At 59.5% G+C, this 13,464-nt stretch carries 9 protein-coding genes and 2 pseudogenes; all 11 read left to right on the forward strand.

The annotated features are described in order from the left end of the window. Positions 1 to 6 precede the first annotated feature (6 nt). The 11 genes and pseudogenes from exbD to ACMYR2_RS01560 all read left to right on the forward strand — a co-directional run bounded on the left by exbD (position 7) and on the right by ACMYR2_RS01560 (position 13,446). A complete protein-coding gene (exbD, locus tag ACMYR2_RS01510) occupies positions 7 to 459 on the forward strand; it encodes a TonB system transport protein ExbD (protein WP_347265036.1) in 453 nt (150 codons plus the stop codon). Beyond that, positions 456 to 1,211 carry a TonB family protein gene (locus ACMYR2_RS01515; RefSeq protein WP_347265037.1) on the forward strand — a complete coding sequence of 252 codons (756 nt, stop codon included), beginning with the start codon at positions 456 to 458 and terminating at the stop codon, positions 1,209 to 1,211. The genes exbD and ACMYR2_RS01515 overlap by 4 nt, the downstream gene beginning before the upstream one ends. Then, positions 1,208 to 3,640, forward strand: a complete 2,433-nt coding sequence (secA, locus tag ACMYR2_RS01520; RefSeq protein WP_416193569.1) for a preprotein translocase subunit SecA — start codon at positions 1,208 to 1,210, stop codon at positions 3,638 to 3,640. Before ACMYR2_RS01515 ends, secA begins: the two co-directional genes overlap by 4 nt. Before the next feature lie 167 nt (positions 3,641 to 3,807). Continuing rightward, positions 3,808 to 3,924: pseudogene (locus tag ACMYR2_RS01525) on the forward strand (IS481 family transposase); the annotation flags it as partial. 62 nt (positions 3,925 to 3,986) lie between these two features. After that, positions 3,987 to 4,634: an integrase core domain-containing protein gene (locus ACMYR2_RS01530; RefSeq protein WP_416193570.1), complete on the forward strand. Its 648-nt coding sequence runs from the start codon at positions 3,987 to 3,989 to the stop codon at positions 4,632 to 4,634. A 512-nt stretch (positions 4,635 to 5,146) separates the two neighbouring features. Further along, on the forward strand, positions 5,147 to 5,653 hold the full coding sequence (locus ACMYR2_RS01535; RefSeq protein ID WP_416193571.1) for a hypothetical protein: 507 nt from the start codon (positions 5,147 to 5,149) through the stop codon (positions 5,651 to 5,653). 57 nt (positions 5,654 to 5,710) lie between these two features. Then, positions 5,711 to 7,210: pseudogene (gene istA, locus ACMYR2_RS01540) on the forward strand (IS21 family transposase). Then, entirely contained in the window at positions 7,210 to 8,073 is an 864-nt protein-coding gene (gene istB / locus ACMYR2_RS01545; RefSeq protein ID WP_416193319.1) for an IS21-like element helper ATPase IstB, read from the forward strand. The pseudogene istA and the gene istB overlap by 1 nt, the downstream one beginning before the upstream one ends. A 74-nt stretch (positions 8,074 to 8,147) precedes the next feature. Beyond that, positions 8,148 to 9,173, forward strand: a complete 1,026-nt coding sequence (locus ACMYR2_RS01550) for an IS110 family transposase (protein WP_416192988.1) — start codon at positions 8,148 to 8,150, stop codon at positions 9,171 to 9,173. Positions 9,174 to 9,544: 371 nt separating this feature from the next. Then, positions 9,545 to 13,198, forward strand: a complete 3,654-nt coding sequence (locus ACMYR2_RS01555) for an NACHT domain-containing protein (protein ID WP_416193572.1) — start codon at positions 9,545 to 9,547, stop codon at positions 13,196 to 13,198. Then, complete coding sequence (locus ACMYR2_RS01560) at positions 13,150 to 13,446, forward strand: hypothetical protein (protein ID WP_416193573.1); 297 nt, start codon at positions 13,150 to 13,152, stop codon at positions 13,444 to 13,446. Before ACMYR2_RS01555 ends, ACMYR2_RS01560 begins: the two co-directional genes overlap by 49 nt. The last annotated feature ends 18 nt before the right edge of the window (positions 13,447 to 13,464 follow it).

A 13,464-nucleotide genomic window follows, 5' to 3' on the forward strand; every position in this document is an offset into this window, starting at 1 on the left:
CCACCCGTGGGCGTTTCGCTTCAGCCGGCATCGTCAGAGGATGAGATGGCGCAGGTCAGCGACATCAATGTGACGCCGTTCATCGACGTCATTCTGGTGCTGCTGATTATTTTTATGATTGCGGCGCCGCTGGCGACCGTCGACATCGCCGTCGACCTGCCAGCATCGACGGCGGTGCGTCAGCCGCGTCCGGAAAAACCGATCTTCATTACGCTCAAGGCTGACCGCACGCTGGCGGTCGGGGAGACGCCGATCTCGCGCATAGCGCTGGCAGCCTCGCTGGCCTCGGTGACATCGTCGGATCACAGCAAGCGTCTGTTCGTTCGCGCCGACAAGACTATTCCCTATGGCGAGGTGATGACGCTGATGAACGATTTGCGGTCTGCCGGGTATTTGAAGATTGCCCTGGTCGGACTTGAATCCGCGGGCGGGGCACAATCCGGGGGGGCTGCACAATGAGCATGCCGCGCCTTTACAGCAACGTCACGCGGAAAGAATTGTTGCGCTGGAGCACCTGCTTCATTGCAATGCTGTCATTGCATGGCGCAGTCGCGGCCGCCCTGCTCATGACACCGGCCGAAGGCGATACCTTCGATACCGTCACGACAATCGAAGTAGATTTCACCACCGAGTCGTTCCGCGACGCCGAGGCTCGAGACGTAGCGCCGGGCGAAGAGCAAATGCAGGCCGACGAAGCTCCTCCACCTCAGGAAAAGGCCGAAGTCAAGACAGAGAACGAGCCGGAACCCGAACCGCCGCTTCCGCAGGTAGCCGAACCTGACGTTGCGCTGGAGACGCCTCCCGAGCAGAAAGAGCAGGAAGAGAAGAAGAAAGAAGAAAAGGAAAAGACTCCGAACGCAACGCCTCCGCTGATTGCCTCGGCCGTCACGACGGCGCCAACCGCCGCCGCTGCACGGAAAGCACCGCTCGTGAGCTGGAAACGGAAGCTGGCCCTTCACCTTCAGCGTAACAAGCGATATCCGCGGGATGCCCAGGCCCATCACGAAACCGGAACAGCAAAAGTCTTCTTTATCATTGACCGCAGCGGTCACATTATCTCCAGCAGAATCGCGAAGGGTAGTGGATCTGCCGCCCTCGATCACGAAACGCTCGAACTCCTGCAACGCGCACAGCCATTGCCCCAACCTCCGAGCGACGTCGGCGGAACTCAGTTTGCTTTTACAATGCCGATTCTTTTTGAGTTTCAATGATTCTGCGCTTGACAAGGCGCGCGCTGAGTTTCGGCACTCGCCGGAAGCTGACACAATACGAGACGACCACCGACCGGATCCTTGTTCTGGAAGGGGACCATCGACGACTGTCTGCCCGCGGGTTGCTTGATCGCGCTACCGAACTAAGGCAGCGGGTCCAGGCTGGCACGTCCCTCGATGAGATCAAGGAAGAAGCTTTTGCGCTGGCTCGCGAAGCCGCGCGGCGCGCGCTGAACGAACACCCTGTTCCGGTACAGATCATCGGCGCTCTCACCCTTCATGACGGCCATCTCGCCGAGATGAGGACTGGAGAAGGCAAGACGCTCACGGCCACACTCGTCTGCGCGCTCAATGGCCTGACGGGACGGGGCGTCCACGTCGCCACGCCGAATGATTATCTGGCTGAGCGCGACGCCGCCTGGATGCGGCCAGTCTACGACTTGCTCGGACTCAGCACCGGCGTGATCACGCAAGAAATGGACGACGATGAGCGGCGCGAAGCCTATTGTTGCGATATTACTTATGGCGTCGCCAGCGAGTTCTGTTTCGACTATCTGCGCGACAACCTAAAATTGTCGGCCGCTGAAACCGTGCAGCGCGGCCATGCTTTTGCATTGGTTGACGAGGCCGACGCCACACTGATCGACGAGGCCAACATGCCGCTGGCGCTGTTCGGGCCGCTCGGCGATCATTCCGGCTTTTATGAGGTAATTGATGTCTTAATCGCCTCATTGCAACCCTCGCACTACGAAGTCGACCATCGTCGGCGCGTCACACTGACCGAAGCGGGATACAGTGAAGTCGAGCTCCGGCTGCAGCAACAAGGATTGCTGAAGGCTTCGTCGACGCTGCATGACAGCGTATCGATCTCACTGCTCCACCACATCATGCAGTCGCTGCGGGCTCATGTGGTGCTCGCGCGCGACCGCGACTATGTCGTTGAGAACGGCAGGGTGATCATCGTCGACCGGCTGACGGGACGGCCGATGCCTGGACGGCGCTATGACGAAGGACTGCATCAAGCCCTGGAGGCCAAGGAAAGTTGCGCCATCGGAGAGGAAACGCGCACGGTCGCTGCGATCACATTCCAGACCTATTTCCGGCGCTACGATAAGCTATGCGGCATGACCGGCACGGCAAAAGCGGATGCCGAAGAATACAAAGAGGTCTACGGCCTCGACGTGATATCAATCCCGACACACCGTCCGATGATCCGCCTCGACGGGGCCGTGCTCCACTCCACCGCCGCCGGTAAATTTCAGGCGATCCTGCGGGAGCTGGAAGATGCCGCCGCGCGAGGCCAGCCCGTTCTGATCGGCGCTCCGTCGATCGAACGATCGGAAGCCTTGGCCGCGATGCTTGAAACCAACGGCTGGAGTCAGAAAAATCCAGCAACTCAGAATCTGGGTTCAAGCCGCACCTTCGCCGTCCTCAACGCCAAGAATCACGCTCGCGAAGCCCAAATTATCGCCGAGGCCGGCGCTCCCGGCGCCGTGACGATTGCCACCGCCATGGCTGGCCGGGGCACGGATATCCGACTTGGCGGCGAACACGCCGATGCCGCAACACGCGCCAAGGTGATTGCCGCAGGCGGACTACTGGTGATCGGCACCACCCATCACGATCATGGGCGGATGGACGAACAGCTGCGCGGCCGTGCCGGACGGCAGGGCGATCCGGGGCGATCGGTCTTCCACGCCTCGCTTGACGACGAGTTCCTGAAAACTGCCGCGATCGACGCACCGCCTCTGACAGAACAAGCCCCCACGATCGCCCCCTCAGTTGCGAGCCGCCTGATCGAGGCGGCGCAGAAACGGCACGAAATCCGCAGCTTCGATCGTCGCCTTGAACTCTTGCGTTTCGATACAATCATTCAACGCCAGCGCGACAACGTTTACGATTTGCGTCAAAGCATCCGCGACGGGAGCGATACGCTCATTCGGGCAAAGCAACTGCGTCATGAGACGGTCGACGATCTTATAAATCGTTTCGCCGCGCCGACCGCTCCATGGGACATTGCCGGGCTGGATCACGCGATCCGGTCCGTCCTGACTCTTGCCATCGACATCAGACCTCCATCGAGCGATCCCAAAGCCGACGCAAGGGCCCTCGCACAGCGCATAACCGCCGCGGCCGATCGCTGGATCGCCGGCAAGATCGCCAGCATGGGTGAGACTACGTTCGTTGATATCCTTCGCCGCCTGATGATGGCGGCGATCGATCACCTCTGGTCGGAGCAATCGGAACGCCTCGATTATCTCAAGCGCAGGGTCGGCGACCGCCGGCTCCCGTCGCATAAGGTCATCGCGGAATTTCAGATTGAAGCATTCACACTGTTCGAACTGATGATAGCCGATTTCCGTCGCGACGTTACGGCCTACGCCATGCGCGTCGGTATCCTGCCCACCCCATGTGATTCCGATGAGTGAACACTGTTAAGTCTCACGGTGTGATGGCGTATCATTATACGTCGTCGGAGTGGGACGCGCTATGAGCCAAGTTCTTCACGGGAGCGCCACGACCACGTACGCCGTTCGAAGGCAGCTACAGCGATCACAGGCTTCAGCCCCGAAACTCGCGCGGCGCTTCGGGATCAACGATCTCTCGCCTGCCAAAGACCGATCACGAAAACCCGAAGCGGCTCAAGGCTTACGAGATCGGCTACTTCCACATCGACATCGCCGAGCGGCGCCATGAAGGCGGCAAGGCCTACCCTAGGTGTTTGATCCCAGGCTTTGATGGTGCAGTCTTCTCACAGGGATGGAGGGATGCGCTATGGGCCAGGTTCTTCACGGGAGCGCCACGACGACAGAGGCGGTCTGTCGAGCGATACAACATAGTCAAGAGAGCTTGAGGAAACTGGCCAAGCGCTACGGCATCAACCAGAAGACCGTGGCGAAGTGGAAGAAGCGTAGTTCGGTCGCCGATCTGCCGACCGGGCCGAAAGAGCCGCATTCGTCAGTACTTTCGCTCGAGGATGAGGCGATCATCGTCGCCTTTCGCAAGCACACGCTGCTACCGCTGGACGACTGCCTCTACGCACTTCAGCCGACGATCCCGCATCTGACGCGCTCGTCACTGCATCGCTGTCTGCAGCGTCATGGCATATCCCGACTGCCGGACGTGGAGGGCGACAACGGCATCGAGCACAGGCTGACGAAGCCCAATCATCCTTGGACCAACGGCCAGGTCGAAAGGATGAACCGGACCATCAAGGATGCCACCGTCAAACGCTTCCACTACGACAACCACGATCAGTTGCGACGGCACCTTCAGGACTTCATCGACGCCTACAATTTCGGCCGCCGCCTCAAGACCCTCAACGGCCTCACACCATACGAGCTCATCTGCAAACAGTGGACTTTAGAGCCGGATCGATTCATCATCGATCCAATCCACCAAATGCCGGGACTGAACACCTAGCATCCCAGAAATCTCCCCGAAGTCCCACGGTATCCAAACGCAACTCAGAGAGGATGGCAAGACGAAGCGCGCGCGGCCCCGCCTGTTCGTTCGAAGGCACTGTGCGGCGCTGATCGGCAGTGATCTTTCATGTCATCATTTAAGGCTGTCCGCACCGTGGTGCGCCGGGCTCTATTCCGGCGGCTCCTTTGCTGCCGCCTCCACCGAACCCGCCAGTTGCGGTTTCGGCCCATCCGGGTCACGATCCCTGACAGGATATAATACGGCGGCGTCCGATCCCGGCCACACTTTGTCTTGCGCACGTACCGCGCGCTGTACCCCTTTTCCAGCTTACACCTACGAGCAGGGCTTGCCCAATAGCGCCAATTCCTCCGGCCCGCTCCATTCGACTGCGGCGCTTTAGCGGCGCAGTCTCCCGTGTTGTCGGAACAAGCCGCCGCAAGCGGCGGTGGCGCTGTGGAGCCCCACTCTTTCGGTCTCCCGCCCATGACCCGCCTTGCAGCGGGTTTTTCATGGTCGCTCGGCGCTGGCCAGGGGTTCAGGCGCGGCTTTCCCTTTTAGGGAGCTTCGCTGTTTCAACCCATGAAAAAAGCGAGAAAAGTATGACCACCTTATTTGCTCAACCCTACGATATTTCGGCTCCGGGATTTTATTTCACGTCTGCGGACGAGTTCACTGCCAGCACCAAGCGGGCGGTCAATGACTACGGCCAGCCTGTCGAGGAATTTGAAATCCAGTTCATCGACGGCGAGGACATAGATTGCGCCCTTGCCGGTGCATGGAAGCTGTACCAGTCGAATTTTGCAGAGTACCTGCGAGCTGTCGAGGATTGGGACGAGAGGGAGAAAATCGCCTTCATCATCGCGATAGGCGAATGCGGCCACCGTTTCGAGGCAAAGACCGACGATCCCTCCGAAATCGAGTTTGATCTGTATGAAGTGGACAGTCTGCGCGACCTTGCCTGTCATTCGGCCTGCAATATTGACCCTCTAAGCCGGGGGCTCGGCGTCCAAAATTGACCCCCTGAAGGTTGGTCTGTTGCGCTGCCTGCTTTGTAACGAAGCAGGTGGTGGGAGATGCTGGTCGTGGAGACGATTGCGCGGATACGGCGCGAACACTTCATCAAGGGCAAGACGATCAGGGCGATCGCCCGCGACCTTAAGGTGTCCCGGAACACGGTCCGGAAGGTGCTGAGGTCGGGAGAGACCTCGTTCGAGTACGAGCGGCAGGTTCAGCCGTGGCCCAAGCTTGGACACTGGGCATCTGAGCTCGATGTGTTGCTGGCGGCGAACGCGACCAAATCCGCGCGCGAACAACTGACCTTGATCCGGATTTTCGAAGAGCTTCGCGGCCGCGGCTATGACGGTGGTTACGATGCCGTGCGGCGTTACGCCAAGCGGTGGAACAAGGAGCGCGGGCAATCGACCGCGGCGGCCTATGTTCCGTTGAGCTTTGCGGCGGGCGAAGCCTACCAGTTCGACTGGAGCCATGAGATCGTTCTCCTCAACGGCGTGACGGCGATCGTGAAGGTCGCTCATGTCCGGCTGTGCCACAGCCGCATGCTGTTCGTGCGAGCCTATCCGCGCGAGACGCAGGAGATGGTGTTCGACGCCCATGACCGGGCGTTCGCGCTGTTCAAAGGGACCTGCAGCCTCGGCATCTACGACAACATGAAGACGGCGGTGGAGGCGATCTTTGTCGGCAAGGATCGCCGCTACAATCGCCGCTTCCTGCAGATGTGCAGCCACTATCTGGTTGACCCGGTTGCCTGCACGCCGGCGTCGGGCTGGGAGAAGGGCCAGGTCGAGAACCAGGTCGGACTGGTCCGGGAACGCTTCTTCACACCACGGCTGCGATTCAAAACCCTCGACGAGCTAAACGTCTGGCTGCTCGACAAATGCATCACTTACGCCAAGGCGCATCGCCATCCGGAACTGGCCGATCAGACGATCTGGGACGTGTTCGAAGCCGAGCGCCCCAAGCTCGTTCCCTATGCCGGCCGGTTCGACGGCTTCCACGCGGTGCCGGCGTCTGTCTCCAAGACCTGTTTGGTACGCTTCGACAATAACAAATACTCGGTCGCGGCCAGCGCCGTCGGACGCCCGGTCGAGGTTCAGGCCTAGGCCGACCGCATCGTAATCCGTCAGGATGGACGGATCGTGGCGGAGCATCCGCGATCCTTCGCACGCGGCGAGACGACCTACGATCCCTGGCACTATGTGCCGGTGCTCGCGCGCAAGCCCGGCGCCTTGCGTAACGGCGCTCCCTTCAAGGACTGGGTGCTGCCGGCCGCGATCGAACGGATCCGGCGCAGGCTCGCCAGCACCGACGATGGCAACCGGCAGATGGTCGACATCCTCAATGCGGTGCTGACCGATGGTCTGCCGGCCGTTGAAGCAGCCTGCGCCGAGGCGATCGCTCATGGCGTTCATTCCGCTGACGTCGTGCTCAACATCCTGGCCCGTCAACGCGAACCCGCTCCACCAGCCAACATCCTCACTCCCGCGGCGCTGATCCTGCGCCATGCGCCGATCGCCGACTGTGCCCGTTATGACAGCCTTAGGAGAACCATCTGATGGAACGTACTCAACTGTTCGACCTCATGGGTGAGTTGAAGCTCTATGGCATGAAAGCTGCCTTCGACGAGATCATGGCGACCGCCATCAAGCGCCAGCATGAACCCCAGCGCATTGTCGGCGACCTGCTCAACGCCGAGATCAATGAGAAGCAGGCCCGCTCAATCAAGTACCAGCTCACCATCGCCAAGCTGCCGCTGGCCAAGGATCTCGCCGACTTCCAGTTCGACGGCACGCCGATCAACCAGACGCTCGTCAACGACCTCGCCGGCGGCGGCTTCATCGCCCAGCAACGCAACGCCGTGCTCGTCGGCGGTACCGGCACCGGCAAGACCCATCTGGCCATCGCAATCGCCAGAAGCTGCATCCGCTCCAGCGCCCGCGGTCGCTTCTACAACGTGGTCGACCTCGTCAACCGCCTCGAGATCGAGACCCGCAACGGACGACAAGGTCGTATCGCCGAGCATCTGACCAGGATGGACTTCATCGTCCTCGACGAACTCGGCTACCTGCCGTTCGCTCAATCCGGCGGCCAGCTCCTGTTCCATCTCGTCAGCAGGCTCTACGAGCGCACGTCCATCGTCGTCACAACCAATCTCGCCTTTGGCGAATGGCCAAGCGTGTTCGGCGACGCCAAGATGACAACCGCGCTGCTCGACCGGCTCACCCACCACTGCGACATTGTCGAGACCGGCAACGACAGCTGGCGATTCAAAAGCCGCGACGACGATCACGCCACCCGCGCTCGCCTCGTCTCCGCAATCCCGGCCAGCTCCGACGAGTCGAGCGCTATCAAACCACGCCGCGCAAAGGCGTCAAAATTGAACGCCGATACGGGGTCAAATTTGCGAACGATGGCGTAATTGCGGTCAGCGCTCGGGCACGAGAGCTCCGTTATCGTCTACCTCTCGCAATCAAACGATTCGGAGGAGCTGTCATGCGGCAATACGTCGGGCTAGATGTCTCGCAGAGAGAGACTGCGGTTTGCGTAGTCAATGAGACGGGTGAAGCAATTTTTGAAGGAAAGGCCAAGTCTCATCCTGGAGATCTGTCAAAGTTACTTCGTAAACATGCGCCACTGGCGGAGCGTATCGGCTTTGAGACGGGCGCAATGGCGAGCTGGCTTTGGCATGAGCTTCGTAGGGTCGAACTCCCCGTCGTTTGCATCGATGCAAGGCATGCACACGCAGCACTATCGGTCCGCATGAACAAAAGCGATCAGAACGATGCTCGGGGCCTTGCCGAACTGGTGCGGGTTGGTTGGTTTCGAGAAGTCAAAATCAAGAGTGAGAAGAGCCAGAAGGTTCGAGCTATCCTCGTGGCGCGATTCCGCCTTGTGTCCATACGCCGGGATATCGAGAACCAGGTCCGCAGTCTGATCAAGGAGTGTGGGTTGCTATTCCCTCGCGCCATTGGCCAACAGTTCCGTAACCAGGTTGGCGAGCTATTGGGCGAAGATCATCAACTCCTCAGCGTGATCGCGCCGCTCTTGTCGATTCATGAACTCATCTGCCAGCAGCAAAGCAAATTTGACGACGAGGTCCGCCGATTGGCGAAGTCGGACGAGACGACGCGTCGCCTGATGACAGTTCCTGGTGTCGGCGTGGTCACCGCCTTGACGTTCCGCCATACGATCGATGACCCGTCTCGCTTCCGATCGGCCTCGACAGTCGGCGCCTATCTCGGCCTCACACCTCGGCGCAACCAATCTGGTGAGACTGACACTAGTGGCAAGATATCCCGATGGGGCGACAGGCTCCTCCGAACGTACCTTTACGAGGCGGCGACCGTTCTGCTTTATCGAACAAAGAAATGGTCCTCCCTCAAAGCCTGGGGTATGAAACTTGCGAAGCGGATCGGCATGAAAAAGGCAAAGGTTGCTATCGCCCGCAAGATCGCTGTCATCCTCCACTGCATCTGGGTCGACGGCACATCATTCGACTGGGGCAACGCGCCGGCCTGACCTTATTTTGCAAGTTCCTGGCCCGGTCCGCCGGGCTGGCGATGTCCCGCTGGGACGGTGGTCGTGGTGACCTCGGTCAATCGGCTGGTGGCGGCTCGTCCGCACCCCGTTGCAAACGATGAGGCGCCCGATCCGGACATCATCATGAGGCGCTTGCGACCTCGGAAAGGACCATGACCCCAGCGACGGGCAACTGATCGCATTGAAGCCAGGTGACAGCTAATCGGCCCACTATACGAGTTGGCTATCGATCCACCAGCCGCGCTCGCCCCGTCTGCGCAACCCGGACCTGCTCCGTCGGGCCGAGCGTTACCACTTTGCCGAATGGCTTCAAAAAGAGAGTTGACAACAACCCGCAATTAAAGGGCCGATTGACAGCCCAGGAACGTGCGTTCCGTGAACTCGTATCACCGGGCATTCTATCGCCGACGGAAGAAGCAACGCGTATTGGCTTGCTAGCGGCTTCCGACGATGCGGGCGCGGCCGATGCCGAATTCGGTGCACGCTTCCAGAAAGCCCACGCCGCTGCTACCGATGATCTGGCCACGTACACCCGAGGACCACTGTGGGACCGAACACAGGTTGAGTTGACGTTGAAGCTGCTCGATGAGGCCGACACACCACCTTTCAGTATCAGCAAACTTCCCCCGGCTTTGGAGGTCGCGCCAGAGATTACGCTTGTAGCGCCGCCGGGCACGGGAAAGACGACCACGGTGTTGCAATTCGCTCGCCATGTCCTTGCGAGCAGCACAATTGTTCCTCTGTATTTCCGGTTGGGCGATGTACCGGACGGAAACGACGGCCTGCTCGCGACGCTTTCGCGGCGTGCCGCATTCAAGGATGTTGGCCACGATGACCTCGTGGCTCTTGCCGAGCGTGGGCGTCTGTTGCTCGCGCTGGACGGCTGGAACGAACTTGACGCAGCGGCCCGCAAGCGCATTCGGCTCGATCTCGACCGCATTCGGCTCGACTGGCCCCATGTGCGTGTCGTGGCGACAACCCGCCGACAGGTGCTCGATGTGCCGATTGGAGGTCCACGCATCGCGATTGAGTTGCTGTCGGAAGATCAGCAAATGGCTATCGCGAGAGCACAGTCCGGCGACGTGGGAATAAAGATTGTCGATGATGCTTGGCGCACCAGCGGCGTGCGCCAGCTTGTCGCAACGCCGCTGTATCTTTCCGTCCTCCTCGGGGGTGCTTCGCGCAGCGTACATCCGACCACAAAAGAAGAAGTCTTGCGATTGTTCGTGGAACAACATGAATATGCAAGCGAGCACACCGAAAAGCTGAACGCGATATTGCTCGGTTGCCATGCCTCGGTTCTAAGGGCGCTGGCGCGTCAACTGAACGCTGCGTCATCGACGGCCATGGCTGAGTCCGAGGCTCGTCGGGTGGTTGTAGAGGCCCTGAACGAACTTCGCCAGCAGGGTCAGATGACCGGACAATTGGAGCCATCGACGGCATTGGACGTCCTGACGAGCCACCACGTTTTGATACGGTCTGGTTCGGGCAACGGCACAATCTCATTCCAGCACCAGCAATTCCAAGAGTGGTTCGCCAGCTACGACGTGGAGGACCTGATGCGCAGGAGCGTAAGCGGTGACTCGGGCACGCAAGTTCAGTTGCGATCGGCTGTCCTCGATCAACCGGCATGGGAGGAGTCGGTTCTTTTTGCGGTCGAGCGAGTCTCGCGCGAAAAGGATGGAGTTACCATCATCGCGCATGCTGTTCGTCTTGCGCTCGCCATTGATCCAATGCTGGCGGCAGAAATGATTTATCGCTCGGGTACGGGGGTCTGGAAGTTGGTTAGCGCCGAAGTGATGGCCTTTGTCGATCGCTGGCATAAGCCCGGAGACGTTGACCGGGCGGTGCGCTTTATGATCATGACCGGGCGACCTGAATTCGCGCCGCGCATATGGCCGTTGGCTTCCAGCACGGATTCTCAAATACAGCTTCCGACGTTGCGCATGGCTCCGCGCTTCCGGCATTCCGTGCTCGGAGTTGATCTCGTGTCGAAGGTGGCGTCGCTGAGGGACGATACTCGTGAACACCTCCTCGCCTTGATCGCGGCCGAAAGCGGCGTCGATGGCATGGAACTGGCGACGGAGCTTGCCAAGGCAGATCCCAGCCCAAAGGTGCAAGCCGAGGTCGTTCAATGCTTGCTATTTCGCCGCGCGGAACGGCATGCCTCTGCTCTGCTTGCAGTCGCGCACGAGGAAACTTGGGCGCTGGTAGCTTCACGCGGTTATGACGATGAAGTGACCAATCCGGTGACAACCAAACGGCTTGCACAAGAGCGCACCAAACTAATTGTAGCCGCGAAAACGCCAAGCGAGCGGTTGCGCTTTCTATTGGATTATTCGGCAGACGATCCTGATCTGGATGCGAAGATTGCGGCTGCGATTGCCGATCCCGAGTTTCCTGTGGAGTACGGGCAAGGCGGTTCATCATTGCATTTCGCGCAGGAGCGGGCACCTGCCGCTGTGCTGCAAGGAGTGAAGAGGCGCATCGAAGCAGGGCTCGAACTCCCGCTCCATACCGACGACTTCCTCGATCAACTCGACGTAGTTGATGATGGACCAATCGTTGCAGCCGTCCTCGATACGAGTAGGGACAGGCGCAGCGAGAACAAGGTTGCGGTTCTTGCCGGGCCCAAGACCACGGGAGCCTTGATCGACAAGTTTTTGGCATGCGCCGAAGCTCGTCGAGCCGACCGTGATAATAGGCAATTGACTGACGATTATCACCGGCTCAAGGACCGAATCACGGCAACCCGGCCGTCTGCGTTTGTCGCATCGTTCATAGCGCGTGCAAACACCGTCGATTTGACACTTATTTATACTCTTTGCGACCTCGCTTCTGCGCACAGCTACACGAATGATAAAAATCGGGTCATTCCGCTCGATCCGAAAGAGAGAATCGCGCTGGTTGGCATTTTGCGGCGATGGGCGGAGTTCGTCTGCAATTCACCGGAATCGAGGCGATGGCACCTGTGCGAGGTATCGAATGCAATCGGACGCTTCGGCCTTCATGAAATCGTGTCCGAACTAACGCGGCTGCTTGATGAGGAACTGGCGAGGCTGGCGAAGGCCCGTGACGGCTATCTTGATGCGCGGCGGCGGGGTGATATTGAAGCAAGGTCTGGTGCTTCGATGCGATACAGCAATCAGTATCAGCACGCTTTTTCACTCATTGGAGGCGACGATGTCGCACACGCGGTCGTCAAGTATCTAGAGCATCCGGAGTTCGGGTTCGAGGCCGCCCTTGTTCTTAAACACGTCTCAGATAAGCAGCTAAAAATCCCGGAGCCGGATTTCTTTCGGCGCTGGCCGCGGTTTGATGAAGTAGCAGCGGCACGCGCGGCAAGGATCGCAATACCCGTTGAACCCGCGAATAGCTACGCCAATCCGATCTGGGCCGCGATTGATCGCCTTGCTCGCCCAGAAAACGACAAGCCCAGCCAAGACCTGGCCATCAGGCTGTCCCGGATCGCGCTCTCGATGCCGCATCGCAATCAGGATGGCTTGATCGCGCGGGTGATTGCCCTGCCGCAACCGCTCACATCAAAACGGGAATTGTTGGCTGCTGTGGCGATGGATGGGCAAGTCCTCGATGCGCACCTCGTCATGCGGGCCATTGACGATTGGATCGCGGACGCCGGCACCGATCAGAGCAAGGCGTGGCACAAGCGGCAAAACGGATGGGAAATCGAACCGTGGCTGGAACTTCTGCCTTACACAGATAATCCGAATTTGGTGATCGAGGGCCTGGCGAAGGTCAGAGCGTTTTACCAGAGCGGTTGGGCGCAACGCTGGGAACGGGTTTTGACTGCGGTTGCAGTTATGCCGGGACCAAACGGCGAAGGGCTGCTTACCAAGCTCGCACGAGAGCACAGGGACATCGCAACTGATTTTGAATGGATGAAAGATTTTCTGCGACGCAACACAGCATCGGCCGCACTCTTGTATGGCGTCGCATGGTCGACCATCCAGAAGCCGACCACCCATGGGTCACAGAAAAACTGATCCGGGAATCCTGGACCGCCCCTCAATCGCACAAGTCTGCCAAAGTAGTGTCAGGCTCAGGACTCATTGCTGCCGCGCACGGCGACAAGAATTCGGTCATTCGTTTACCGGACGATCTTCAGGCGTTCATCGCGATCCACCTCGACGATGAGCAGTGCAAATTTCTTGCCGCGCAGAACGTCGCGGACGTAATACCAAATCTCGGAGAGCGTGACTCTGTATGGCTTTTCGAATCAGCGGCGGGCTGATTCAAGATGGCGAACGAG

This window comes from Nitrobacter sp. TKz-YC01 (genome assembly GCF_047824785.1).
In the GTDB taxonomy this organism is placed as follows: domain Bacteria; phylum Pseudomonadota; class Alphaproteobacteria; order Rhizobiales; family Xanthobacteraceae; genus Nitrobacter.